Genomic DNA, 22,932 nt, shown 5'->3' on the forward strand with positions numbered 1-22,932 from the left:
TCGGTAACGTGGCTTTACCGTGTGCAGGATGAATCGCACCATGACTCAGAATCGTCGTATCGAGCGCCACCAGCTGCCCTACTATCTGAAGGTGTTCAACCGCTTCACCGACAAGCCCATGGGCTACATCGGCAACATTTCCCGCGAGGGACTGCTGATGATCAGCCAGTTGCCCATGCTGGTGAATGCGCGCTTCGAGCTCCGCCTGAAGATTCCGGGCCAGGACGGCCAGCTGCACTTCGTCGACTTCGACGCCCGTTGCCAATGGAGTCATGAAGACGTGACGCCGGGCAACTATGACTCGGGTTTCAGCGTCGCCGAACCGCCAGCCGAATTCGCCGAGTTGATCGGCGTACTGCAGCACTATTTCACCTTCGGCCGCCTTTCTCAGTCGGCGATCTGATTTCGCTCGCCGGCGTTCCACAGCTGCAGCAGGCGAACGGGTAGATCCGCTGTTTCGCTGAGGGGCAGCCGGCGAATTCCTCGTCGCTCCAGACGCGCGGCCATTCTCTCGCTTTCAATGCTGGTCTGCCAGGCTGCGGCATAGCGACGGGCATCGCGCCAGGTGCGGATGTCGCCAGGCTCTGCCATCTGCCGTAGCGCGGTGTCGACCAGCCAGAGCTGCAGGCCGCGCCGGGCCAGCTCCAGCCGCGCGAGCCAAGCCACCAGGCTGTCATCGAGCGGTGCCATGACTACCAGGACACTGCCGGGCTGCGCCTGGCGGCAGAGCCGTGTCAGCGCCGCCTTGAGGTCGGCCGTCGCATCTGCAGTCAGCTCCGGCAGGGCGGCTGGCGTGAAGGGACGATCAGGCGTGGCGGCCACCAGCAGGCGCAGTTCGGGATCGAGGCCATAGAGCCGCACCTCATTGCCACTGGCTGCCAGGGCCCGCCAGAAGCTCAGCGCCTGGTGGTGGTCTTCGGGCCGGCCGGCTTTTCCTTGTCCTGGCGTAGCCATGTCGGCGATCAGCAGGTGCAGGGTGGTGTCCGCCCGCAGGCGTGCCCGAGATGCAGGCGCGAGAGGCGACGGATGCCCCCTGGTCCCCAGCCGGCGGGCGTTCAGCCATTCGAGGACGGCCAGCCCCAGCAGCAGCAGAGCGCCGGTCGCGGGCAGCCCTTGCCAGCGCAGGGGCGCCAATCCCCCTAGGATCAGGCTCAGCAGCGCCAGGGCGACCAGCGCCAGCGGCAGGCGGCGCCGGATCATGGGCGCGGTGCCGGACACTGTCCCAGCAGCTTGAGGATCTGGCCGTCCAGGCTGTCGCCTTCGAATTCGCGCTCCGGCGTCAGCCGCAGGCGCAGACGCAACACGGCGGGCAGCAGGGAGCGCACATCCTCGGGCGTCACACTGTCGCCACCGCGGAGGAAGGCCTGGGCCTGGGCGAGCCGTAGCAAGGCCTGGGCGGCGCGCGGTCCGGCGCCCTGCTCGAAGGCCGGCCACTCCCGGGTGAGACGGATCAAGCGCACGGCATGATCGAGGATCGGCTCCGCCGCCGGGATCCCTGCCACCAGCCGCTGCAGGGCTGGCAGATCGCGCGCCTGCAGCAGCGGGCGCAGGGCTGCCGCTTCCAGGGGATCGGTGTGACCCTGTTGCACGGCCTGGCGCAGGGCGGCGAGTTCCTGGCCTTCCGCCGGCCACTCGAGCCGCAGTTGCACCAGGAAGCGATCCCGCAGCGCCAGGGGCAGGTCGCTGCCGGGGCTGCGGGTGGCGATCACCATGAAGGGCGTGGGCAGCGGTACCTGGCGGCCTTCCAGGCTCAGCTGGCGACCTTGCAGGGCGTCGTCCAGCAGATTGAGGACCGGTGGCGGAGCCCGGTGCAGGTCTTCGAGCAGCACCAGGGAATTGAACAGCGGGCCCCGGCGCAGGCGGGCGCTGTCGCTGCCGGCGTCCATGACGATTTCGCCCGCCACCTCGCCAGGCGTCAGCGCCGGATGGCAGCGCAGTCGGGCGAACCCGGCATCCAGGCTGGCGGCCAGGGCGCGGGCCAGCAGCGTCTTGCCCGCGCCGGTCGGCCCTTCCAGCAGCAGATGACCGCCCGCCAGCAGGGTGGCGAGCAGGCCTTCCACGGCGGCGTCCTGCTGCGGCAGCACCTTGAGCAGCGCCTGCCGCAGGGCCTGCAGCCGGGTCAGGGCGCGGGCCTTGACGCCGGTTTCGCCAGGGTCCGCTTGAGCGGCGTCAGGAGGGTAGCTGTCGGTCATCGGAAGTCCTCGGGAACGGGGGGCACAGGGCCAGGCGCAACAGGCGCAGCTGGGCGATGCGACGGGTGAAGTCACGAGCGGAAAGGCGCGTCGGGCTGGGGCGCATCGCCTCGCCCACTGCGCGGGTACTCAGGCCGCTCAGCCGCGCAAGATGCTGCCAGCGCTCGGCCACGCCCTGGTCGGCGAGTTCGGGACGGCGGCGCTGCAGCTCGCGCTGGATGTCGCGCTGCAGAATGGCGATCAATTCGGGCCAGCGCTCGGGGTCGCGACGAGGTGCCGGATCCCGCTGCCGGCGTCTCAGCCAGAGTCCCGTTGCCAGCGTCACCAGCAGAAGCGCCAGGCCATAGCGTTGCAAGGCCGCTAGCCACAGCGGGACCGGCGGCGCGGGAGCGATCAGGGTCACCGGCGCGCCTTGGGTCAGATACCACAGCAGCCAGGCATTGTCGTACTGGCCGAGGTGGGCATTGCTCCAGAGGTCGGTGTCCGACAGCAGGGTCACGCTGCCATCGCCCCAGGGCAGCATCAGCATATGGGTGGCGCTGGTGCTGCTGGCCCAGGCCAGCGCCTGGTCGCCGACATCGAACAGGTGGCGACTGTCGTCGAAGCCGAGATAGGCGGGGGCATCGTCCTCGGCGAGATAGAGCTGGGTCAGATTGGGCCAGAGTGGCAGCGCCATGATCGGCGGGGCGGCGCCGCCCAGCTCGCGGGTCGGCATGGGACGCACGCCCAGGGTCGCGCTGAGCGCCAGGGTGCTGTCATCGGCGACGGCCACCAGATGGCCGCCCGCTTCGACCCAGTCCAGCAACGCCTGGGCCTGGGAATCCGCCAGCGGTGGGTTGCCGGCCAGCCAGAGTCTGACGCCTGCGGCGGGTAGTTCGTCGAGTTGCTCGGATTGGCCGCGTTGCACCCGGCTGCCGAAGTGCTGCAGGTAGGCGACCGCCAGGGCCTGGGGATCGGCGTTGCTGCTGCTGGCGAGCTGGGTGGCGAGCTGGCGGGCGGTGTGGCTGTCGAGTCCCTGATGGGTCAGGCGCAGGCTGGCCGGGCCGCTGTCGGCCTGCGGCGGCAGGGGGCAGGACAGCGGCTCCTGTTGGGCCAGGCAGGCCAGCGACAGGGTCAGCGCCCAGACGGCGGCACCCAGGCGTGCGGCGATACCTCGGCACCTGGAGCGAGCGGAGAGCCGATCGACTGAACGCATGGGAAGAGAGGATACGCGGGTAGACAGACGCCAGAGCCTAGCGGGTGGGGGCGCTCGGGAGCAAGGCGCACGACGATGCTAGACTGCGCCGATTCTAGGGGAGGGCGGTGTGACGCAAAGTATCTTCTGGTACGACTTCGAGACCACGGGGATCGATCCACGGCGGGATCGACCGCTGCAGGTGGCCGGGGTGCGTACCGATCTGGACCTCAACGAAATCGAGGCGCCGCTCAATCTGCATTGCCGGTTGAGCGAGGATGTCCTGCCACATCCGGCGGCCTGCCTGGTCACCGGGATCCTGCCGGCCACCCTGCAGCGGCTGGGGCTGCGCGAGCGCGACTTCGTCCAGCGCCTGCACGAGGAGCTGCGGCGTCCCAACACCTGCACGGTCGGCTACAACAACCTGAGATTCGACGACGAAATGGTGCGGCACAGCCTGTACCGCAACTTTCATGATCCCTATGCCCGCGAATGGCAGCAGGGCAACAGTCGCTGGGATGTACTCGGTCTGATCCGGGCGCTCTATGCCTTTCGCCCGGAGAGCCTGAGCTGGCCGCAGGAGGAGCAGCGCGTTTCCCTGCGCCTGGATCGCCTGACCGTCGCCAATGGCATCGACCATGCCCAGGCCCATGACGCCCTGGCGGACGTCCGCGCGACCCTGGCCCTGGCGCGCCTGGTCAAGCAGCGGCAGCCCAGGCTCTACGACTATCTCTGGACGCAGCGTCAGAAAAAGGCAGCGCTGACGCGTATTCGTCTGCTCGAACCTCTGTTGCATGTCTCTGGGCGCTTCAGCGCCGAGCGGCACTTTCTGGCCCCCGTCCTGCCGTTGGCCTGGCATCCGGTCAATCGCAATGCGCTGATCGTCTGTGATCTTGGTCTGGCGCCGGAGCCGTTGCTGGAACTGGACGTCGAGGCCCTGCGCGAACGCCTCTATACCCGGCGGGAGGCGCTGGCCGAGGGTGAACTACCGGTACCGCTCAAGCTGGTACAGATCAACAAGTGTCCGATTCTAGCGCCCTTCAGCGTGCTGCGCCCGGTGGATACGGAGCGCCTGCAGTTCGATCTGGCAGCCGTCTGGCGGCGCGTCCGGCAACTGCTCGACCAGCGTGCGCACTGGCAACCCAAGGTGCATGCACTCTATGCCGAGGCGTCCGGCTTTCCAGCGCAAGAACAGGATGCCGAATTGAGACTGTACGACGGCTTCATCTCTGCCCAGGAACGGCAACTCTGCGAGCAAGTTCAGCAGTGTCCGGCGGAGCAACTTGGCAGTCGAACGTGGGCGTTCCAGGACGAGCGGCATCCCGAGCTGTTCTTTCGTTATCGAGCGCGCAACTTTTCCGAGTTGCTGACGGCGGAAGAGGGTGCCCGTTGGCGGCAATTCTGTCGGCAGCGACTGCTGGGTGAAGACGGCCAAGGCCATATGACCTGCAAGCAGTTCCTCACCTTGACCGAACAACTGCGGTTTGAGGTCGCTGCTGATCTGGTGCCGATTATCGAGGCCTGGTCAGCCCATGTCAGGGGCGTGATGCAACACTTGGATAACCCCGTTATCGATGTGACATAAAGTCGCGATAAACAGGCGTCGATCAGAGACCTTTGTTAACAGAAAAAGAGTCTGGACCACCACGTCGAGGACAGAATCCAGCCGGCTCTTTATTGCGGCAGCGCAGGCCAGGAGAGGGCCGTGATCAGGATCAAGGCGATTGGAGGGGCTGCCAACGCGAAGGAGCGGTGAAGACTGCAGAGACGGCGCCAGGGTTTAAAGCGGCGGAGCCCAAGCTAGCCGCGCACCACGCAGGCGAAAAAAAAACGCCGGCTAGCCGGCGTTTCTTCTGATCAATCCAGCAGGGTTGCCCAGGATTCGACGTCGTCCGAACCCCACTTGGCTTTCCACTCTTTCAGGGTCTTGTGATTGCCACCCTTGGTTTCGATCACTTCGCCATTATGCGGATTCTTGTATTGCTTCACTTTACGAGCACGCTTGGGGGTATTGCCACTGCTGGACTTAGCAGTACGCGCCTGGCGTGCGGGCTTGGCTTCGGTATCGAGAATGCCGATGATGTCACGCAGGGATTTCTGATATTCACCCATCAGCGCGCGCAGTTTCTTTTCGAATTCCAGTTCGCGCTGCAGTTTGTCGTCCTCTTGCAGCGACTTCAGGCGCTCCTGCAGTTCCTTGATAGCTTCTTCGGTCTGACGATATTCGTTGATGAGCGACATAAACGGCCTTTGTTCTGAGTGATGCAGAGATGAAAGTCTGGATCGATCATAGATTGACTATCGGAATAAGTAAACGGTCCGAGTGGCAAGTCGATAATTAAGGCGGCGGTCGTCACAACAAGGGAATTACCAGGAGACGGGCAACTTTCGACCAGATGACAGTGGAACTTGTCCGCCATTACTTGTCCTTTGCAAAGTCTTTACCGTCGCCGTACAGCCATGTGCGGCAGTTCCTTGCGCCGCTCGACGCTGCCCGCGAGTGCGCCTAGAATGCAGCCCCTTTTCGTTCGAGGTTGTGCTATGCAAACGTTTCGTCTGGTGATCGCCTGTCCGGACGGGGTAGGTATCGTGGCCAAGGTCAGCAACTTCCTGGCGACCTATAACGGCTGGATTACCGAAGCGAGTCACCATTCGGATACGGAGAGTGGCTGGTTCTTCATGCGCCATGAGATCCGCGCCGATTCACTGCCCTTCGATCTGGCCGGCTTCAGTCAGGCCTTCGCGCCCATTGCGCGGGAATTCTCCATGCAATGGCGAATCACCGATTCGGCCCAGCGCAAGCGCGTGGTGCTCATGGCCAGTCGCGAATCCCACTGCCTGGCCGACCTGCTGCACCGCTGGCACAGTGGTGAGCTGGATTGCGAGATTCCCTGCGTCATCTCCAACCACGACACCCTGCGCAGCATGGTCGAATGGCACGGCATTCCCTTCTTCCACGTGCCGGTCGATCCCGCCGACAAGCAGCCGGCCTTCGACGAGGTGTCGCGGCTGATCGAGCTGCATCAGGCGGATACCGTGGTGCTGGCGCGCTACATGCAGATCCTGCCGCCGGATCTCTGCGCACGCTATGCCCACCAGGTAATCAACATCCATCACAGCTTCCTGCCGTCCTTCGTTGGTGCCAAGCCCTATCACCAGGCGGCGCAGCGCGGCGTCAAGCTGATCGGCGCCACCTGTCACTACGTGACCGAAGAGTTGGATGCCGGGCCGATCATCGAGCAGGACGTGGAACGCGTCAGCCACCGGGACAACGTCGAAGACATGGTGCGCCTGGGCAAGGACGTCGAGAAGATGGTGCTGTCCCGCGGCCTGAGATACCACCTGCAAGAGCGGGTCATGGTCCATGGCAACAAGACCGTCATCTTCGACTGACAGCGAGCGTCCTGCGGAGCCGGGTACCGCAGCGGCGCCGCCACGGCTGGGCGAGGGCTGCCTCGCCCGCTATGACCTGCAGGCCATGGCGGAGGAGGGCGGCGCCGATTTCAGTGCCGCCGCGGCGCTGTGGCGGCAACTGCAGGCACCACAAGACACCCAGGACAGCGCGATAAACGCCCCGGACAGTGGGGATACGGACGCGACTCAGCTGTCCTGAGCGGCGGCTTCGGCGCTGGTCTTGGCCTTGAGATCGGCGATCTTGCGCACTTCCGAGGCGAACACCTCGTCCTGCACGGTCGGCCGTTTCTTCCAGGGTTTGCGATCGGGCTTGGGTTGCGCGGCGTAGGTGACGATTTCGCCACCGTAGACATCCTGATAGCGCTGGGCCTGGCGTTCCAGTTCAGCGCGAAGTTGATCTTTGGTCACGGGTTCGATCTTGTTCGAGTGTCGCGAGAGGCGAGCGGTCGTCAGGACCGCTCGAAGCCGGTGCGCAGGAAGCGCGGCTGCGGAGTCTAGCCGCCGCGACGCCCTTTGCCTATCCCACTCAATCCAGGATGCGCATGGACAGATCAATGGCCTTGACGTCCTTGGTCAGGGTGCCGATGGAGATGTAGTCGACGCCGGTCTGGGCGATGCCGAGCAGGGTGTCCTGGTTGACGCCGCCCGAGGCTTCCAGCTTGGCTTGGCCAGCGGTCAGGGCGACCGCCGTGCGCATGTCGGCCAGGCTCAGCTCGTCCAGCATTACGATGTCCGCGCCTGCGGTCAGGGCCTGTTCCAGCTCCTGCAGACTTTCCACCTCGACCTCCACCGGGCGCCCTGGCGCCAAGTGCCGGGCGGTGGCCACGGCCTGGGCGATGCCGCCACAGGCGGCGATGTGGTTTTCCTTGATCAGGAAGGCGTCGAACAGGCCGATGCGGTGGTTGTAGCAACCGCCGCAGGTGACCGCGTATTTCTGGGCGCGGCGCAGGCCGGGCAGAGTCTTGCGAGTGTCCAGCAGCCGTACGGCGGTGTCCTGCACCAGGTCGGCATAGTGGCGGCAGCGGGTGGCGGTGCCGGACAGCAGCTGCAGGAAATTGAGCGCGCTGCGCTCGCCGGTGAGCAAGGCACGGGCTGGGCCCTGAAGTTCGAACAGCACCTGGTCGGGCGCGACCCGGTCGCCGTCCGCCACCTGCCAGCGGACCTCGACCGCGGGATCCAGCACCCGGAACACCTCGTCGACCCAGGCCGTACCCGCCACCACTGCGGCTTCACGGGTGATGATCCGCGCGCGTGCCTGTTGGTGAGCGGGAATCAAGCCCGCCGTAAGGTCGCCACTGCCGACGTCTTCGCGCAGCGCGGCGGCGACGTTATCGGTGATGACCTGGGCGAGATCGGCAAGGGTAGCGCTGGACATGAAAAGACTCCGAAAAGGGGCTGCAGGAGGCGAGCGGGCAACTTTAGGTGAGGTTGACGATCTGAGATAGACAACGTTGAATTATTTGATGGGCAGGCGCTGACCGACAGGTGCCTTGTGAACCCTGTCATGTACTGTGCAGATGCCGATTGGTCGATGCCTTAGCAGAGCAAATAATGGCACATCGACAACGTTTCACCTCGCGGCCAGGGCGGCCAACGTTGTTCAATGCTCCTGTAGTGGAACGCGATTCAGCCGAACGCAAGAACGGTTGTGGGAGGCGGTGGTGCAGAACGACGTAAATGTGGTTCATTTCAAGGCGCTCGGGGAATCTTCTTCCCGATTGCCTGCTGTGCTTTTACCGGTCAGGGATCGCGCCGCTCAGCGACTCAATGCCTCCTTGCAGCAGCTGTTCGACAACGCCGACGATGCGCTGTTTGAAATGGCCGATCGAGCCGGTAGCAACCAGGAACAAAGTCTCTACTTCGAAGCGATGCGCGACCTGCGCCTCAGACGCAAGAGCATCGAGCGCAGCTTTCTCCAGCAGTATTTCGAGCGCTTCGCCGCCCTGAACAATCTGGTCGGCAGCAAGCCGGAAATGCGTCTGGACAGCGTCTCCTACGAAGACCTGAGTCTGGTGCAGAACGATGCCCTGGAAGAGAGCGTCGCCGTGGACACCATGGTGGCCAAGGCGCTCAGCAACAACGCCATGGCCATCAGCCACCTGACCATTAGATTCAACACCCAGCTGGCCAGCAAGCTGGATGATTCGACCCATCCCCTAGGGCCACGCCGGCTGTGCGAGGCCTTCGTCGAGGCCTGCCGCGATCTCGACACCGACATCAAGGTCAAGCTGATCATCTACAAGCTGTTCGAGCGCTTCGTGCTCAACGGCCTCGGTCAGCTGTACGCGGAATCCAATCGGCAATTGGTCGATGCCGGGGTATTGCCCCAGCTCAAGGCCATTCCCCAGCAGGTACCGAATCGCTCGGCCAAGGGCTATAGCGGGCGCACCCCGGCCCACGTCAACGGCGAAGACGATGGCCAGGAGCTCTTTGGCACCCTGCAGGGCCTGCTGGCCCAGCTGCGCACCCCGGGCAGCGCCACCCTGGGTGGCGGCATGGCGGCCGATGAGGGGGCTGCGACCGGCGATGGCCAGGTCATCACCAGCTACGACCTCATGCGCCTGCTCTCTCACCTGCAGCAGCAGATTTCCAGCCAGTCCCTGGATGGCTATGACCTCAAGGCGCAACTGGGTGTGGCCCTGGGCCGCATCAGCGAGCGCTCGGGTCGAAAGCGAGTGGTGGGGCAGGTCGACGAAGACGTCATCAATCTGGTGGCGATGCTGTTCGAATTCATTCTCGATGACCTCACCCTGCCGGATTCGCTCAAGGCGCTGATCGCCCGGTTGCAGATTCCCATGCTCAAGGTGGCGGTCCTCGACAAGACCTTTTTCAGTCGCGGCAGCCATCCGGCACGGCGCCTGCTCAACGAGATTGCCGCCGCCTCCCTGGGCTGGGGCGAGCAGAGCGATCTGCAACGCGACGGTCTCTATCAGAAGATCGAGCAGATCGTGCAGCGGTTGCTGTCCGACTTCGTCGACGATCCGGAGATCTTCGCCGAGCTGTTGGCCGACTTCATGGCCTATGTCAGTGACGAGCAGCGTCGCAGCGAATTGCTCGAACAGCGTACCCGCGATGCCGAGGAGGGGCGGGCACGGGCCGAGATCGCACGCCTGCAGGTCGAGCACGTCCTGAGCCAGCGCCTGCAGGAACATCAGCTGCCGGCCGCCGTGCAACGCGTCCTACGCGAAGCCTGGAGTCAGGTGCTGTTGCTGACCTGCCTGAAGCAGGGTTACGACTCCAGCGAATGGCGGGCGGCGCTCAAGACCATGGACGATCTGATCTGGAGCATCCAGCCCCACCACGACGTAGCGTCGCGCCAGCGTTTGCTGGAGATGGTGCCTGGGCTGCTCAAGGCACTGCGGGAAGGCCTGGCCAGCGCGGCCTTCGATCCGTTCTCCACCTCCGAATTCTTCACTGAACTCGAATCCCTGCACGTCCAGACCTTCCAGCAGACTCGTCCCGAGTTGGCAGAAGTGGCGGCGGTGGAGGCCGCGGTCGCAGTGCCCGTACCGGCGCCTGCCGCTGAGCCCTTCGAGCTGCCTCGCGCGGAGCGGATCACCGGATTGACCGGTGACTCCCTGGAGTGGGTGGATAGCCTGTCGGTGGGCGCCTGGCTCGAAATCCTCGATGTCGAGCAGAAGCTGCGCTGCAAGCTGGCCGCGGTCATTCGCCCCATGGGCCGTCTGGTGTTCGTCAATCGCACCGGCATGAAGGTGCTGGACCGCACCCGTGAGGAACTGGCGCTGGATTACCAGGAAGGCCGGGTACGGCTGCTGGACGATGCCCTGCTGTTCGACCGGGCCATGACCTCGGTGATCGGCAGCCTGCGGGGTCAGTCGCCTTCCTGAGGTCGCTGCGACAGTAAAAGCCGTCCCAAGGGACGGCTTTTTTGTGCGTGAGCCAAGGGCCTAGTGCAGCTTCAGGCGTGGCTCGGTCTTGCGTCTCAGGTGGTCGCCGGCAAACAGCGCCAGGGCACGCAGCGGGCCATAGAGGGCGACCTGGTGCATGCGGTAGAGCGAGACGTAGAAGGTCCGCGCCAGCCAGCCTTCCAGGGTCAGGCTACCCAGGGCGCCGCCCATGAGATTGCCGACCGCGCTGAAGCGCGACAGCGAGATCAACGAGCCGTAGTCCTTGTAGACGTAGTCGGGCAGCGGCTTGCCCTCCAGGCGCGCCTTGAAGGTCTTGACCAGCAACGAGGCCTGCTGGTGAGCGGACTGCGCCCGGGGCGGTACGGTACGGGTGTCGCCGGGGGTCAGCGGGCAGGCCGCGCAGTCGCCGAGCGCGAAAACATTCGGGTCGCGGGTAGTCTGCAGCGTCGAGTTGACCACCAGTTGGTTGATGCGGTTGGTTTCCAGCCCCGCCAAGTCCTTGAGAAAGGCCGGAGCGCGGATACCGGCAGCCCAGACCTTGAGACTGGCCGGGACGAATTCGCCCGCGGTCTGCAGGCCGTCGGCGCGGACTTCCTTCACCGCCGAGCCGGTCAGCACCCGCACGCCGAGTTTTTCCAAGGTACGGTGCGCCTGGCCGGCGATGCGTTCGGGCAGCGCCGGCAGGATGCGCGGACCAGCCTCGACCAGGGTGATGCGCAGGTCTTCGGGGCGGATGCGATCCATGCCATAGGCCTGTAGCTCTTCGGCGGCGTTGCGCAGCTCGGCCGCCAGTTCCACGCCGGTAGCGCCGGCACCGACGATGGCCACCTCGATGTACTCACCCGGCTGCTCGCTGACGTGAGCACGCAGATAGTGGGTCAGCAGCTTGCGGTGGAAGCGTTCGGCCTGGGCACGGGTATCGAGGAAGATGCAATTTTCCGCGGCGCCCGGGGTGCCGAAATCGTTGGTGGTGCTGCCGATGGCCAGCACCAGGGAGTCATAGCCGATCTCCCGCTCCGGGACCAGGATGGCGCCATCGTCCTCGATCGCGGCCAGCTGCACCTTGCGGCGCTCGCGATCCAGGCCGGTCATGCGTCCGAGCTGGAAGTCGAAATGGTTCCACTTGGCCTGGGCGACATAGCTCAGCTCGTCCTCGGTGGAGTTGAGGGAGCCGGCAGCCACCTCGTGCAGCAGGGGTTTCCACAGGTGGGTGGCATTGGCGTCGATCAGCACGATCTGCGCCTGGCCGCGCTTGCCCAGGCTACGGCCCAGGCGGGTAGCCAGTTCCAGGCCGCCGGCGCCGCCGCCGACGATAACGATGCGATGGGTCATGGAGAGCACTCTTAGAGAAGGAAAGCCTTGGCCGGACCGGGCGCGTCGCCGCAAGCGGGCGCAGTCCCGGGCCGGTGGAATCTGGGGTCGTCGGAGCGTGCGAGAATCGAGTCATCTAGCAGAGAAGATGGGCGAAAAGTCGTCACTTTCAAGGGAGGCGGCCTGCATCTGCTCTGGCAAGGACGTGCGCGGCGACGAGAGGTCGCGCTAGTTTAACCGGGCTGGCCCGGCCATTCGACCCTAGGGAAACTGGGGTCAATCCAGGACCTCCACCCGATCGCCCAGGCGGATGATGCCGCTTTCCAGGACCCGGGCCGTGAGACCGCCATGGCCACGCATGGCCTGGAAGGTGCCCACGCCCAGACGTTCTTCCAGGCGTGCGCAGGGTTGGCACCAGCCGGTAGTCTCCAGCACCGCCTGGCCGATGCGAAAGCGCCGGTTCTTCAGGCTGAAGAGATTGATTCCGGCGATGGCCAGGTTGCGGCGGAGGTCGGCGGGTGCCACGGCCTTGCCGATCAATGCGGCCACCACCGGCAGGTGCTCCCACTGGATGAGGGTGACCTGGCGCTGGTTGCGCGGGGTAGGGCGGGCGTGATCGCCGGTGAGGCCGGCGTCCCGCCGGGCTTCCACCGCGTCGATCTCGACCATGGGCGCGCGCGAGGCGGGTCGCACGCCGATCCAGCGCACCTCGCCGGACTGGGGAACCTGGGCGAGCAGTTCTTTGAGCGGGATCATGGGGCTCCTCGACGCGATGGTGGTGCCAATCCGAGCGGTAGGGCAGGATAGCGGCCTTGATGGACCGTTCAAGAGAGGATGCCATGCGCGCAAGAGTTCTGGCGTTGTTACTGTCGTGCCTGCTGTTGCCCCTGACCTCCCTGGCGCTCGAACCGGGTGAGCGGGTGGCGCCCTTCACCCTGCTCGATCAGCGTGATCGGCCCTATACCTTCGACGACCAGCTGCAGGTTCTGCTGGTGGCGCGCAGCATGAGTGGCTCGGGGCTGGTCAAGGAAGCCATGCGCGAGCAGCCGGCGAACTATATCGACGGCACCCGGGTGGCCTATGTCGCCGACATCAGCAGCATGCCGGCCGCCATTACCCGCATGTTCGCCGTGCCGGCCATGCGCAAGTACGGCTATCGGGTGCTGCTCGATCGCGAATCGCGCGTCGTGCCACGCTTCCCGGGGGATGCCAGCAAGGTGCTCTGGGTGACCCTCGACCATGGCCGCTTCGTCAGCCAGCGCGAATTCAGCGACGCCAATGCCCTGCGCGACGCGCTCAAGGCCAAGGCCCGTTGATGGACGGGGTGTTCGTCGATGGCTGGTATCGCGAGGCGCGGCTCTGTCCTTCGCCCAACCATAACGAACGACCGCCCGGGACGGAGGTGTCCCTGCTGGTGATCCACAACATCAGCTTGCCGCCCGGGCAGTTCGGCACCGGCTGCGTCCAGGCCTTCTTCCAGAACTGTCTGGATCACTCGGCCCATCCCTTCTTTGCGGAGATCGCCGAACTGAAGGTGGCGGCGCACTTTCTCATCGAACGCGACGGGGTGGTCACCCAGTTCGTGTCCTGTGAGCAACGCGCCTGGCATGCCGGCGTCTCCTCCTTCGAGGGGCGCGAGAACTGCAACGACTTCTCCCTGGGCATCGAGCTGGAAGGTACGGACGACCTGGCCTACACCGACGCCCAGTACCGCACCCTGGGACGGCTGACGCGGGCGTTGCAACGCGCCTATCCGGCGATCACCGCCGAACGCATCCAGGGCCACAGTGACATCGCCCCCGGACGCAAGACCGATCCGGGCCCGGCGTTCGACTGGCCGCGTCTGCATGCCGAGCTGCAGGGCCACGAGGCCTAGCGCAGGCGATCCGCTTCCCAGCCGAACACCGCGCAGGCATTGCGCGTGGTGGTCGCTGCCAGCGTCTCAGGCGAGACCTGCCACAGCGGCGCCAGAGCCGCGCAGATGGCCGGCAGATGGGTGGGGCTGTTACGCACGTCCGGGTGCATAGCGGGTGGCATGTCCGGGGCGTCGGTCTCCAGCACGATGCCATCCAGTGGCAGCTGCGGCAGCACGCGCTGCAGGCGCCTGGCCTGGGGCCAGGTGGGGGCGCCGCCCAGGCCGATCTTGAAACCCAGGCGCAGGTACTCGCGGGCTTCCTCGAAGCTGCCAGAAAAGGCATGGGCGATGCCGGCCCGGGGTGGCTTGAGACGCTTCAGGATCCTGACCACATCGGCATGGGCGCGGCGCACGTGCAGCAGCACCGGCAACTCCAGCTCCATGGCCAGGCGCACCTGCTGTTCGAAGAGCCAGGCCTGGCGCGCCTTGTCGGGCGTCTCGATGAAATAGTCCAGCCCGATCTCGCCCAGGGCGCAGAGCCGTGGATCGGTTCGACGTTCCAGGCAGAAGGCCCTGAGCGCCTCGATATCGGCCTCTTGGTGGCGCTGCAGGTATAGCGGATGCAGGCCCGGAGCCGCATAGAGGCCGTCATGGGCTGTTGCAACCCTCCAGAGTTGCGGCCACTGGCTGCGCTCGACCCCGATCAGTACCTGGCGCACCACGCCGAGTCGCGCGCAGTCGGCCAGCAGCGCCGCCCGTTCGGCGTCGAAGCCCGGATAGTCCAGGTGATTGTGGGTGTCGATCAGCAGGCTCATGACAGGCGGCGTTTGAGGACCCTCGGGATGGCTTGGACACCGGGAAGGTAGTGGTCGTTTTCCAGGGCGTCCAGCATCAGTTCCAGGGCGCGCTCGGTGATGACTTCGTGCTGCTGGGAAATGGCGTTGACCTTGAACGGCAGGTAGTCGAGCAACTGGGTGTCGCCAAAGGTAGCCAGGCGCAGGGTGTCGCCCGCGGCCAGCGGATGATCGCGCAGCACGTCCAGCACACCCTGCAGCAGGACGTAGGAGGTGGTCAGCAGGGCCTCGGGCCAGTGGCCGAGTTCTTCGATCATGGCCAGCGCCTGGGTACGGCCGCCGTCGCGGCTGTAGTGGGGGGCATGACGCTCCCAATGGCGCGCTGGGTGATCGGCGAGGGCGGCAGCGAAGCCGGCGGCGCGCTCGCGGCTGATGACCAGGTCCGGACGCGCCCCAATCAGGGCGATGCTATGGGTATCCGGGGTCAGCAGGGTGGCGGCCAGCTGCCGCCCGGCGGTGTGGTCGTCGCTGACCACCGAGCAGAACTGCGCGGGATCGAGCTGGCGGTCGATGGCGATGATCGGGATGTTGTGTTCCTGCAGTTGCCGGTAGGGCGCGTCGTCCTCGGCCAGGCTGCTGGCGGTGAACAGGCCGTCGCAGCGGCGGGCACGAAACAGCGCGATGAGCTGGCGCTCGCTGTCGGGATTGTCGTCGGTGCAGGCGATCAGCAACTGGTAGCCGCGGGCCCGCGCCCGTCGCTCCAGCTGTTTGGCCAGACGAGCGTAGCTGGGGTTTTCCAGGTCGGGCAGCAGGAAGCCCAGGGTGTGGGTCGCCCCGCGGCGCAGGCCGGCGGCGCGCTGATCAGGCTGATAGCCGTGGGCCTCCACCACGGCCATGACCCGCGCCACGGTCGCGGCGCTGATGCGCCTTTGCGCCGCCTTGCCATTGATGACATAGCTGGCGGTGGTAAGGGATACGCCGGCCAATTGGGCGATGTCGCTGAGTTTCACGCCTGTTCCTCATCGGACCTGAATCGCCTGTGCTGTACGCCATGAACGAGACGGTCTTTATTGTGTGTTGTGCTTCAAGGATCGGCGATTATCGAGTAACGTTCCAGTCCCATTGGGTGAAACGTTTCAGCTTTCTGTTGTCCGAGGGCTGGCACGAATCTGCCAAGGGCCCTGCCACGCCTCTCCGGGCGCGATTGCAGGGCTGAGCGAGCCGGTAAGCATCTATTACAAGAAAGGCACGGCGTCAGGATCAGGCGCGCGGCGCCGGAGGTATCCTTCCATGTTCGAACTCAATGCCCAGCATATCCGCATGGCCCAGCAGGCGCCGGACAAGGCGACCACCCTGGCCATGCTCGCCGAGTCCCTGGTGACCGATGGCCTGGTCGCCCCGGGTTATCTCGAGGGGCTCAAGGCCCGCGAGGCCCAGGGCTCCACCTACCTCGGCCAGGGTATCGCCATTCCCCATGGTACGCCGCAGACCCGCGACCAGGTGCATGTCACCGGCGTGCGGATGATGCAGTTCCCGCACGGAGTAGACTGGGGTGATGGTCAACTGACCTACCTGGCCATCGCCATCGCCGCCAAATCCGACGAACACCTGCGCATCCTGCAGCTGCTGACCCGCGCCCTGGGCGAGAGCGACCTGCAGCAGGCCCTGCGCGAGGCCCGCGAGCCCCAGCAGATCCTCGACCTGCTGCAGGGGGCGCCCCAGGCGCTGGCACTGGACGAAGAACTGGTGCAGCTGGCCATCGACGCCGAGGACCTGGAAGACCTGGCCTGGCAGGGTGCGCGCATGCTCAAGCACATGGAATGCGTGGGTGCCGGCTTCGCCGGTGCCCTGCAGGCCAGCCAGCCGCTGCCGCTGGGCGACGGCCTCTGGTGGCTGAACAGCGAAACCGCCGTGAAGCGCCCCGGCCTGGCCTTCGTCACCCCGCTGCAGGCCTTGCAGCTGCAGGAGCAGCCGGTGCGTGGCCTGTTCTGCCTGGCCAGCCTGGGCGAGGGCCATCGCGCCCTGCTCGAACGCCTCTGCGATCTGCTCGTCGCCGGTCGTGGCCAGGAGTTGGCCCAGGCCACCTCCCGCCGCGCCGTGCTCGAAGCCCTGGGCGGCGAAGTCGCCCCCGACTGGCCCAGCGCCCAGGTGGTGCTGGCCAATGCCCATGGCCTGCATGCCCGTCCGGCCAAGGAGCTGGCGCGGCTGGCCAAGGCCTATGACGGCGAGATCCGCGTGCGCGTCGATGGCGGTGCCCCGGTCTCGGCCAAGAGCCTGTCGCGGCTGCTGGCGCTGGGTGCCCGGCGTGGCCAGACCCTGGAATTCCTCGTCGAACCCGGTACCCCGGCCGCGGCCGCGCTCAACGATCTGATCGGCGCCGTGCAGGCCGGTCTCGGTGAAGAGGTGGAACCGGTCACCGCCTGTGCCCCGGCCCCCGCCGGTGCCGCCCGGGTCACCGCCATCAGCCTGGTGGACCCGTCCGAACAACTGCCGCTGGCCCCGGGCGATCGCGCTCAGGCCGTGGCCGCCGCCCCCGGCCTGGCCGTGGGCCCGGCCCATGTGGTGGCGCCTCAGCACTTCGACTATCCGGCCACCGGCGCAGGCGCCGCCGCCGAACGCCAGCGGCTGGATGCGGCCCTGGCTGCGGTACGCGCCGACATCGAGGCGCTCATCGCGCGCAGCGAGGCCAGCGCCCTACGCGAGATCTTCCTGACCCACCTGGAGATGCTGGAAGATCCGGATCTGCAGCAGGGCATCGCCGCCCGGCTCAAGGCCAACGCCAGCGCCGCCGCGGCCTGGGACGCCCAGATCGAGGAGGCGGCCAGCCAGCAGGAAGCCCTGCACGACAAGCTGCTCGCCGAACGCGCCGCCGATTTGCGCGACGTCGGTCGCCGGGTACTGGCCCAGCTGTGCGGCGTCGAATCCGCCCGTGAACCCGAAGAACCCTATGTGCTGGTGATGGACGAGGTCGGCCCGGGCGATGTGGCCCGACTGGATCGCGAGCGCGTCTGTGGCATCCTCACCGCCCGTGGCGGTGCCAGCTCCCACAGCGCCATCGTCGCCCGCGCCCTGGGCATTCCGGCCATCGTCGGCGCCGGTCGCCGCGTGCTGGACCTGGCGCCGCGCAGCGTATTGCTGCTGGATGGCGACAAGGGCACCCTGGAAATCGCTCCGGATGCCAGCCGTATCGAAGCGGTGCAGCGTGAGCGCGAGGTCCAGGCCGAACGCCGCCGTGCCGCCGAGGCCCGCCGTTTCGAAAGCGCCACCACCCGTGACGGCCACCACGTCGAGATCGCCGTGAACCTGGGCGATACCGCCCAGGCCGCCGCCGCAGTGGAGCAGGGCGCCGAAGCCGTCGGCCTGCTGCGGACCGAACTGGTGTTCATGAGCCATGACAGTGCACCCGACGAAGCCGCCCAGGAAGCGGAATACCGCCGCGCCCTCGATGGCCTGGCCGGCAAGCCGCTGGTGGTGCGCACCCTGGACGTCGGTGGCGACAAGCCGCTGCCCTATCTGCCGCTGCCACCGGAAGAGAACCCCTTCCTCGGCATCCGTGGCATCCGCCTGACCCTGCGCCGCCCGGAACTGCTGGAAACCCAGCTGCGCGCTCTGCTCAAGGCCGCCGATGGCCGCCCGCTACGGATCATGTTCCCCATGATCGGCCGGGTCGAGGAATGGCGCCAGGCGCGTGACATCCTCGACCGCCTGCGCCAGGAGATCCCCACCACCGACCTGCAGGTCGGCATCATGATCGAGGTGCCCTCGGCCGCGCTGCTGGCGCCGGTGCTGGCCCCGGAAGTGGACTTCTTCAGCGTCGGCACTAACGACCTGACGCAATACACCCTGGCCATCGACCGCGGCCATCCGCTGCTGTCCGGCGAGGCCGACGGCCTGCACCCCAGCGTGCTGCGCCTGATCGACATGACGGTGCGGGCCGCCCATGCCCACGGCAAGTGGGTCGGCGTCTGCGGCGAGCTGGCCGCCGATCCCCTAGCGGTGCCGGTGCTGGTCGGCCTGGGTGTGGACGAGCTGTCGGTCTCGGCCCGCAGCGTGCCGCTGGTCAAGGCCCGGGTCCGCGAACTGGAGCTGCGTCGGGTGCAGTCCTGCGCCGCGCGCGCCCTGGAGCTGGGTACCGCTGCCGAAGTGCGGCAGAGCGTGGAGGCCCTGCGATGAGCCGTATCCTCACCCTGACCCTCAACCCGGCGCTGGACCTCACCGTCCAGTTGCCGGAGCTCAAACCCGGCGCGGTGAATCGCAGCGAGGCGGTGATCGTCCATGCCGCCGGCAAGGGCATCAACGTCGCCCAGGTGCTGGCCGATCTCGGCCACCACCTGACGGTGAGCGGCTTTCTCGGTGCCGACAATGCGGCCGCCTTCGAGGCCCTGTTCGCCCGTCGCGGTTTCACCGACGCTTTCGTCCGGGTGCCCGGTGAGACCCGCAGCAACCTCAAGCTCGCCGAGGCCGCTGGCCGCATCACCGATATCAACGGGCCTGGCCCGGAGGTGTCCGCCGCCGCCCAGCAGGAATTGCTCGAAACCCTCGATCGCCTGGCCCCTGGCCACGATGCCGTGGTGGTGGCCGGCAGCCTGCCGCGCGGGGTGACCCCCGAGTGGCTGGCCGCCCTGGTCGGGCGCCTCAAGTCGCTGGGCCTGCCGGTGGCCCTGGACACCAGTGGCGCCGCCCTGCGCGCCGCCCTGGCCGCCGGTCCCTGGCTGATCAAGCCCAATACCGAAGAATTGGCCGAGGCCTGCGGTGCACCCGCCGAGACCGCCACCGAGCAGGCACTGCTGGTCGAACAGCTGCGTGCCCTGGGCATCGAGCATCTGGTGATTTCCCAGGGCGCCGATGGCGTGCGCTGGTATGGCGCCCAGACCCTGGAGGCGCAGCCGCCCAAGGTCACGGTGGCCAGCACCGTTGGCGCAGGGGATTCCCTGCTGGCCGGCATGCTGCACGGCCTGCTCACCGGCCAGTCGCCGGAGCGCACCCTGACCACGGCCACTGCCATCGCGGCCCTGGCGGTCACCCAGATCGGCTTTGGCATCAATGATCCCGCGCAACTCGCCACCTTCGAAGACCAGGTGCGGGTACGCGTCCTTCCCGACTTTCCGCTAGAACAAGAATCAGGGGTAACCCCATGAACATCGCCATCGTCACGACCTGCCCGACCGGCATGGTCACCAGCGTGCTCAGCGCGCGCCTGCTGGACGCCGCCGCCCAGCGCCGCGGCTGGACCACCAGCGTCGAGATCCACGACGGCCCCGAGGCCACCCTGCTGACCGACGATCAGGTGGCGCGCGCCGAACTGGTGGTGGTGGTCCATACCGGAGCGGTCGACCTGTCCCGCTTCGTCGGCAAGCGTGTCTATCGCGCCGCGCCGGCCGAAGCCCTGCGCGACGTCGATGCCTTCCTGCAACGCGCCGCCAGCGAAGCCAAGGTGCTGGAACAGGCCCCGGCGGCCAGCGGCGCTGCGCCGAGCGTACCGGCCAGTGCCAGCGAGACGCCGCGGCTGGTGGCCATCACCGCCTGCCCGACCGGGGTCGCTCATACCTTCATGGCGGCCGAGGCGCTGCAGAACGCGGCCAAGAAGCTCGGCTATCGCCTGCACCTGGAAACCCAGGGCTCGGTAGGGGCACGCAATCCGCTGCCGGCCGAGGCCATTCGCGAGGCCGACGTGGTGCTGCTGGCCACCGACATCGAGGTCAACGTCGAGCGTTTCGCCGGCAAGCGCGTCTATCGCTGCGGTACCGGGGTCGCCCTCAAGCAACCCGAGGCGACCATCAAGAAGGCGCTGGCCGAGGGCGAGACCTTGGCCGGCAGTGCTGCGCCAGCGGCGGGCGAGGGCGCCAAACCCGCAAAGAAGGAAGGCGCGGGCGTCTACAAGCACCTGCTCACCGGGGTGTCCTACATGTTGCCGATGGTGGTGGCGGGCGGTCTGCTGATCGCCCTGTCCTTCGTCTTCGGCATCGAGGCCTTCAAGGAACAGGGCACCCTGGCCGCGGCGCTGATGCAGATCGGTGGCGAATCGGCCTTCAAGCTGATGGTCCCGGTACTGGCCGGCTATATCGCCTATTCCATCGCCGACCGGCCAGGCCTCGCTCCCGGCATGATCGGCGGCTGGCTGGCGGCCAGCCTGGGTAGTGGCTTCATCGGCGGCATCATCGCCGGCTTCCTGGCGGGCTACGTGGCCAAGGCCATCGCCCAGCACGTGAAGCTGCCGGCCAGCGTCGAGGCGCTCAAGCCGATCCTGATCATCCCGCTGTTCGCCAGCCTCATCGTCGGCCTGGTGATGATCTACCTGGTCGGCACCCCGGTGGCCGGCGCCCTGAGTCGGCTCACCGACTTCCTCAACAACCTGGGCACCAGCAACGCCGTGCTGCTCGGCCTGATCCTCGGCGCCATGATGTGCATCGACTTCGGCGGCCCGATCAACAAGGCCGCCTATGCCTTCACCGTCGGCCTGCTGGCGTCCAAGACCTACGGACCCATGGCCGCCACCATGGCGGCCGGCATGGTGCCGCCCATCGGCATGGGCATCGCCACCCTGCTGGCGCGGCACAAGTTCGCCCAGAGCGAGCGCGAGGCGGGCAAGGCGGCGTCGGTGCTGGGGCTGTGCTTCATCTCCGAGGGCGCGATTCCCTTCGCCGCCAAGGACCCGCTGCGGGTGATCCCGGCCAGCGTCATTGGCGGCGCCCTCACCGGCGCCCTGGTGATGCTGTTCAACTGCAAGCTGATGGCGCCCCACGGTGGCCTCTTCGTGCTGTTGATCCCCAACGCCATCAGCCATGCCTGGCTGTACCTGGCGGCCATCGCGGCCGGCAGTCTGGTGACCGGCGTGATCTACGCGGTTCTCAAGCGCAACGAAGCCGCCACCGAGCTGGTGCCCGCGGCCTGATCCAGAGCCTGGCAACACAGCTGTAACAAGAGGTTACACTGGGAGGTTCCTGCCTCCTGGTGGCCCCTTGTCCATGTCCGATCCCGTCTTTCCCGATACCGATCCCGAAGTCGCCGCCCGCCGTCGGCTGCATCTGCTGCGCCATCGCCGGCGCCGTCGGCTGCGCGAGTGGCGCCAGCGCATCGCCTTCTGGGTCGGCGCGGTGCTGGTGGGTCTGGCCGGTCTGGCCTTCGCCTGGTTGGCCGATGCCTCCTTCGGCCTCTTTCAGAAGATGCTGCAGCACAGTGCGATCTGGCCTTGGCTGGTGACGCCCCTGGGTTTTGCGTTGCTGGTCTGGCTGACGCAAGGCGCGCTGCGCGATGCCCGCGGCAGCGGCATTCCCCAGGTCATCGCTACCCTCGAACGACCCGAAGCGGACCTGCGCGCACGCCTGCTCGCGCCGCCCATCGCCCTCGCCAAGCTGCTGCTCACTGCCGGTGCCCTGCTGGTAGGTGGCTCGGTGGGGCGTGAAGGGCCCACCGTGCATGTCGGCGCGGCCCTGCTCTATGGCTTCGGCAAGCGCCTCGGGTTGCACGGGCGCCGAACCCTGTCCGGACTCATCCTCGCCGGCGGTGCCGCCGGAATTGCCGCGGCCTTCAACACGCCCCTAGGCGGGGTGGTCTTCGCCATCGAGGAGCTCACCCACACCTTCGAGCAGCGCTTCAGCGGCCTGGTGCTGACCGCCGTGTTGCTGGGCGGCATCGTCACCCTGGGCATCGTCGGACCCTACAGCTATCTTGGCGCCCTCGATCTGCACCTGACCTGGGGGCTGGGCTGGATCGGCGTGGCGGTGATCGGCGTCGTCGGCGGACTGCTGGGCGGTTGCTACGGCCGCCTGGTGCTGCCCACCGACCGGGGTTGGGTGGGGCGCCTGAACGCCCTGCGCGGACGGCGTCCGGTGGCTTTCGCCGCCGGCTGCGGACTAGTGCTGGCGGCCCTGGGGTTGATCTCCGGTCAGCATGTGTTCGGCACCGGCTATGCCGAAACTCACGCCATCCTGGCCGGCGAACCCGTGACCGGGGGCGACTTCCTGCTGTGGAAATTCCTCGCCAACGTCGTTTCCTACCTCGCCGGGGTACCGGGCGGTCTGTTCTCGCCCTCCCTGGCGGTCGGTGCGGCCCTGGGGCCCTGGCTGGTCGATTGGCTGCCGGGCATGAGTCTGCCCCAGTGCGCCCTGCTGGGGCTGGCCGCCTACCTGGCCGGGGTCACCCGCACCCCGCTGACCGCCACGGTCATCACCCTGGAGCTGGCCCATAGCCCGGACATGGCGTTGCCGGTGCTGGCGGCCTGCCTGCTGGCCGCTGCCGTCTCCGGCTGGCTGATGCCGGTGCCGCTCTACCATGCGCTGTCGCAGCAGGTGCTCAATGCCCTCACGCCCCGGCGGAACTAGGC

At 66.9% G+C, this 22,932-nt stretch carries 21 protein-coding genes; 11 read left to right on the forward strand and 10 right to left on the reverse strand.

Annotated elements, in window-relative coordinates; translation table 11 throughout:
- The first annotated feature begins 40 nt into the window (after nt 1-40).
- Nucleotides 41-403 (forward strand): PilZ domain-containing protein, encoded by a 363-nt coding sequence (locus NRG74_RS22445; protein WP_026083800.1) that lies wholly within the window; start codon nt 41-43, stop codon nt 401-403.
- Here the strand turns inward: NRG74_RS22445 and NRG74_RS22450 are convergent.
- Genes NRG74_RS22450 through NRG74_RS22460 form a run of 3 tightly spaced genes read right to left on the reverse strand, consistent with a single transcriptional unit; the run spans nt 388 to nt 3,387 of the window.
- Nucleotides 388-1,200 carry a hypothetical protein gene (locus NRG74_RS22450; protein ID WP_257705406.1) on the reverse strand — a complete coding sequence of 271 codons (813 nt, stop codon included), beginning with the start codon at nt 1,198-1,200 and terminating at the stop codon, nt 388-390. The two genes, NRG74_RS22445 and NRG74_RS22450, sit on opposite strands and share 16 nt — an antisense overlap.
- On the reverse strand, nt 1,197-2,192 hold the full coding sequence (locus NRG74_RS22455) for an AAA family ATPase (protein ID WP_257705407.1): 996 nt from the start codon (nt 2,190-2,192) through the stop codon (nt 1,197-1,199). Before NRG74_RS22455 ends, NRG74_RS22450 begins: the two co-directional genes overlap by 4 nt.
- The gene (locus NRG74_RS22460; RefSeq protein WP_257705409.1) at nt 2,170-3,387 is read right to left on the reverse strand and encodes a DUF4350 domain-containing protein; all 1,218 of its coding nucleotides are present in this window, start codon (nt 3,385-3,387) and stop codon (nt 2,170-2,172) included. The genes NRG74_RS22455 and NRG74_RS22460 overlap by 23 nt, the downstream gene beginning before the upstream one ends.
- A gap of 109 nt (nt 3,388-3,496) precedes the next feature.
- Here NRG74_RS22460 and sbcB point away from each other — a divergent pair, with 109 nt between their 5' ends.
- Nucleotides 3,497-4,951, forward strand: coding sequence for an exodeoxyribonuclease I (gene sbcB, locus NRG74_RS22465; protein WP_257705410.1), 1,455 nt, complete (start codon nt 3,497-3,499; stop codon nt 4,949-4,951).
- Between the two features lie 272 nt (nt 4,952-5,223).
- Here sbcB and mvaT read toward each other — a convergent pair whose 3' ends face one another.
- Nucleotides 5,224-5,607, reverse strand: a complete 384-nt coding sequence (gene mvaT, locus NRG74_RS22470) for a histone-like nucleoid-structuring protein MvaT (RefSeq protein WP_017640684.1) — start codon at nt 5,605-5,607, stop codon at nt 5,224-5,226.
- Between the two features lie 300 nt (nt 5,608-5,907).
- Here mvaT and purU point away from each other — a divergent pair, with 300 nt between their 5' ends.
- The gene (gene purU, locus NRG74_RS22475; protein WP_017640683.1) at nt 5,908-6,759 is read left to right on the forward strand and encodes a formyltetrahydrofolate deformylase; all 852 of its coding nucleotides are present in this window, start codon (nt 5,908-5,910) and stop codon (nt 6,757-6,759) included.
- The gene (locus NRG74_RS22480) at nt 6,731-6,979 is read left to right on the forward strand and encodes a hypothetical protein (protein ID WP_257705411.1); all 249 of its coding nucleotides are present in this window, start codon (nt 6,731-6,733) and stop codon (nt 6,977-6,979) included. The genes purU and NRG74_RS22480 overlap by 29 nt, the downstream gene beginning before the upstream one ends.
- Here the strand turns inward: NRG74_RS22480 and NRG74_RS22485 are convergent.
- Both NRG74_RS22485 and nadC read right to left on the reverse strand, forming a co-directional pair.
- A complete protein-coding gene (locus NRG74_RS22485) occupies nt 6,967-7,188 on the reverse strand; it encodes a hypothetical protein (protein WP_017640681.1) in 222 nt (73 codons plus the stop codon). The two genes, NRG74_RS22480 and NRG74_RS22485, sit on opposite strands and share 13 nt — an antisense overlap.
- Nucleotides 7,189-7,306: 118 nt before the next feature.
- On the reverse strand, nt 7,307-8,155 hold the full coding sequence (gene nadC / locus NRG74_RS22490) for a carboxylating nicotinate-nucleotide diphosphorylase (protein WP_257705417.1): 849 nt from the start codon (nt 8,153-8,155) through the stop codon (nt 7,307-7,309).
- Between the two features lie 286 nt (nt 8,156-8,441).
- Between nadC and NRG74_RS22495 the strand changes: the two genes are divergently transcribed.
- The gene (locus NRG74_RS22495; RefSeq protein WP_257705418.1) at nt 8,442-10,628 is read left to right on the forward strand and encodes a DUF1631 domain-containing protein; all 2,187 of its coding nucleotides are present in this window, start codon (nt 8,442-8,444) and stop codon (nt 10,626-10,628) included.
- 60 nt (nt 10,629-10,688) lie between these two features.
- Here NRG74_RS22495 and NRG74_RS22500 read toward each other — a convergent pair whose 3' ends face one another.
- Both NRG74_RS22500 and NRG74_RS22505 read right to left on the reverse strand, forming a co-directional pair.
- The gene (locus NRG74_RS22500) at nt 10,689-11,981 is read right to left on the reverse strand and encodes an NAD(P)/FAD-dependent oxidoreductase (protein WP_160923811.1); all 1,293 of its coding nucleotides are present in this window, start codon (nt 11,979-11,981) and stop codon (nt 10,689-10,691) included.
- 255 nt (nt 11,982-12,236) lie between these two features.
- A complete protein-coding gene (locus NRG74_RS22505) occupies nt 12,237-12,716 on the reverse strand; it encodes an MOSC domain-containing protein (protein ID WP_173148940.1) in 480 nt (159 codons plus the stop codon).
- Nucleotides 12,717-12,799: 83 nt separating this feature from the next.
- On the opposite strand from NRG74_RS22505, the gene NRG74_RS22510 reads away from it, so the two are divergent.
- Entirely contained in the window at nt 12,800-13,276 is a 477-nt protein-coding gene (locus tag NRG74_RS22510) for an FAD/FMN-containing dehydrogenase (RefSeq protein ID WP_257705419.1), read from the forward strand.
- Complete coding sequence (ampD, locus tag NRG74_RS22515) at nt 13,276-13,836, forward strand: 1,6-anhydro-N-acetylmuramyl-L-alanine amidase AmpD (protein WP_257705420.1); 561 nt, start codon at nt 13,276-13,278, stop codon at nt 13,834-13,836. Before NRG74_RS22510 ends, ampD begins: the two co-directional genes overlap by 1 nt.
- On the opposite strand, the gene NRG74_RS22520 is transcribed toward ampD, so the two are convergent.
- Both NRG74_RS22520 and cra read right to left on the reverse strand, forming a co-directional pair.
- Nucleotides 13,833-14,630 carry a TatD family hydrolase gene (locus NRG74_RS22520; protein ID WP_257705421.1) on the reverse strand — a complete coding sequence of 266 codons (798 nt, stop codon included), beginning with the start codon at nt 14,628-14,630 and terminating at the stop codon, nt 13,833-13,835. The genes ampD and NRG74_RS22520 overlap by 4 nt on opposite strands.
- Nucleotides 14,627-15,619: a catabolite repressor/activator gene (cra, locus tag NRG74_RS22525; RefSeq protein WP_064307921.1), complete on the reverse strand. Its 993-nt coding sequence runs from the start codon at nt 15,617-15,619 to the stop codon at nt 14,627-14,629. The genes NRG74_RS22520 and cra overlap by 4 nt, the downstream gene beginning before the upstream one ends.
- A gap of 280 nt (nt 15,620-15,899) precedes the next feature.
- Between cra and ptsP the strand changes: the two genes are divergently transcribed.
- The 4 genes from ptsP (at nt 15,900) to NRG74_RS22545 (ending at nt 22,930) form a co-directional block, all read left to right on the forward strand.
- A complete protein-coding gene (gene ptsP, locus NRG74_RS22530) occupies nt 15,900-18,782 on the forward strand; it encodes a phosphoenolpyruvate--protein phosphotransferase (RefSeq protein WP_257705422.1) in 2,883 nt (960 codons plus the stop codon).
- On the forward strand, nt 18,779-19,747 hold the full coding sequence (gene pfkB / locus NRG74_RS22535; protein ID WP_257705423.1) for a 1-phosphofructokinase: 969 nt from the start codon (nt 18,779-18,781) through the stop codon (nt 19,745-19,747). The genes ptsP and pfkB overlap by 4 nt, the downstream gene beginning before the upstream one ends.
- A complete protein-coding gene (locus NRG74_RS22540) occupies nt 19,744-21,501 on the forward strand; it encodes a PTS fructose-like transporter subunit IIB (RefSeq protein ID WP_257705424.1) in 1,758 nt (585 codons plus the stop codon). Before pfkB ends, NRG74_RS22540 begins: the two co-directional genes overlap by 4 nt.
- A 73-nt stretch (nt 21,502-21,574) precedes the next feature.
- Nucleotides 21,575-22,930: a chloride channel protein gene (locus NRG74_RS22545; RefSeq protein ID WP_184290574.1), complete on the forward strand. Its 1,356-nt coding sequence runs from the start codon at nt 21,575-21,577 to the stop codon at nt 22,928-22,930.
- The last annotated feature ends 2 nt before the right edge of the window (nt 22,931-22,932 follow it).

This window comes from Pseudomonas oryzihabitans, assembly GCF_024652905.1.
Taxonomy (GTDB): Bacteria; Pseudomonadota; Gammaproteobacteria; order Pseudomonadales; family Pseudomonadaceae; genus Chryseomonas; species Chryseomonas benzopyrenica.